General features: G+C 52.2%; 1 protein-coding gene. It reads right to left on the reverse strand.

The annotated features are described in order from the left end of the window. Positions 1 to 637: 637 nt before the first annotated feature. Positions 638 to 1,549: a 2OG-Fe(II) oxygenase gene (locus ACFQ4E_RS20445; RefSeq protein WP_386806383.1), complete on the reverse strand. Its 912-nt coding sequence runs from the start codon at positions 1,547 to 1,549 to the stop codon at positions 638 to 640. Positions 1,550 to 2,089: the final 540 nt, after the last annotated feature.

Raw genomic sequence — 2,089 nt, forward strand, 5'->3', positions numbered from 1 at the left:
GAGATCAGACATATCACCGCTCAGTTTCGTGCGGTGGAGCATATCTATCCGGCCCAATCAATGGGTCCTGAGCCTAGCGAAGCTTGGATCAGCATGAGACAGGGCAGCTTCGCAGACTTGCCCTTCACGAAGACCGAACGTCAGGAGCGGCAGCTCGCCACGGTCCCAGACGGGCCGACAACGCGGGTTGCTGGGTGCGACACCTGCAAGAGACGAGCCGTCATGACCCCGACTATGCCGTGACTGTGGAAGACCGGCGCGTGATGGACCAGCACCGACTTGAAGCTGCGGAAGCTCGACAAGCCCGTGAAACCGCCAACCTCGCCGCCGCGCTGCGCCTCCGGGCTACCTTGCGTGGTTTGGCCGATGGATATCGCCCGAACCCTCCTGAACCGATTCGCCCGCCTCGAAGCAGCGCGCGCGCCTAAGCTCTCCCGAATTGCCCGTGCCTATTGCGGCTTTGTTGCTTTTGCGGAGCAGGTGCGAGCCGAGATCGCCGCTGGAGTACTTGACCGTGACTTTCCGCTCATGGAGTTGCAGCGATGGGAGCGTGAGAAACTGTGCTGAATAACGAACCCGACCGGCTGGACCGATGACGCAGGGGCGAGCCGCCGCTATATAATATCTATTTTTTTATTTAATTTTCACTTCCGCCCTTTCGGTTCCAAGCTCCTCTCAAAGCGCGGTGCAGAACCGGAGGCATAATATCCTTCACCACGCCTGAACTTGCCAAGCGGACAAATCTTGTTCCTAGAGAGGGCCTTTCCGCGGATGTCGATCGAAATAGTGTGTTGTGCTCGACGCCTTCCTCGCTCGCTCGGCCATTACTGAAATAGTACAGAGCGAGAGAGTTGCGAGCCATCCCAGGCGGACAGGTCAGAGGGTCTGGATGCCCATGCCATGATATCGGACTTGTGGAAAAAATCGCACATCTATTGTACACTGGTAATATCTTTACCTCCGCTCTTCGCTCATCGGAGGCTTTCCCCCAGCGCCACAACTCAAGATTGCCCCCATATTCCTCTCTCCAGTCCTTATTGAAATACAGAAGCAAGTTAAGTCGCCGGTTTAATCTGGTCGAAGGATTGTGACTGAAGTCGAGATGAACGCTCAGCTTTCCACCCTGTTCGATACGATGCAGCCCGCCACCCGACAATTTAGCATCAACTATGAGGTCATCAATGCCGGTGACAATTTCCAAAAATTTCAAGAACGTTGAAGAATTCAATTCATGAACGAGGGACCTTAATTGTGGAGGAAAGCAAGCTTCGTCATTTGCTGCCCACTTGCCCCGCTGATCGTCCGTTGGAAGTTTGGTCCAAACATTGCTTTCGGCTTCAGGGAAACAATCATTCAACGCGTCCATAACGTCTAATGGAAGAAAATTGTCTAGAGCGATATGGGGAAAAGGCTGAGCTTTTTGATACGCTGATGCAAGCTTTGGTGCTTCGTTCAGGAGTTGACTCATCCTGTTATTGATTGCGACTGAAATATCTTGGGTACTTACGTTTCCGGTAACTTCATAAGCCAAAGGTAGTTCAAAAATCATACATCTGCCTCCAAGCGCATCGCTCAAGGCTATCACACTTCAGATACGTCGCAACCCCGGCATGCATACAGACGTAGATCAGATCATCTGATTTTCGGGGTGCTGTTACCTGAAGCTACAATCGAAGGCAACTTTGATGACTTCCAAGTTCGGCTTGCGATAATGCGCTGGATGGCGTTCTACAGCAGCAAACGATCGCATGCCGTGCTTGATCGGCGCGCGCTTGACAGCGCATATAGGGCATACTCGGACGCGCAGATAGCAAAACGAAACCTAGAACCGATACAGCATTGAAACGTTGCAAGTCTGCCCAAAAGATGGGCGCGCCACTAGACAGACTTTTGAGAGATGTCGATTGTCAAAAAAGGCGCTACGATACTTGGCGACTGAGAATGAAAACGCTGGCTTGATCAGATACGGTTGGAAAAGACAATAATCTGACATTGGTTCGATTGGTTGCGGCGCTAGGCTCAGGACCCATTGATCTGAGCCGAAGGGCATGATTCACCGCACGAAAACAGAGCGGTGATATGTCTAATC

Source organism: Litorisediminicola beolgyonensis (genome assembly GCF_042679605.1).
GTDB lineage: Bacteria > Pseudomonadota > Alphaproteobacteria > Rhodobacterales > Rhodobacteraceae > Litorisediminicola > Litorisediminicola beolgyonensis.

Coding starts and splice junctions, on each gene's coding strand:
- ACFQ4E_RS20445 (WP_386806383.1), bottom strand. CDS start 1,549: ATGATTTTTGAACTACCTTTGGCTTATGAAGTTACCGGAAACGTAAGT.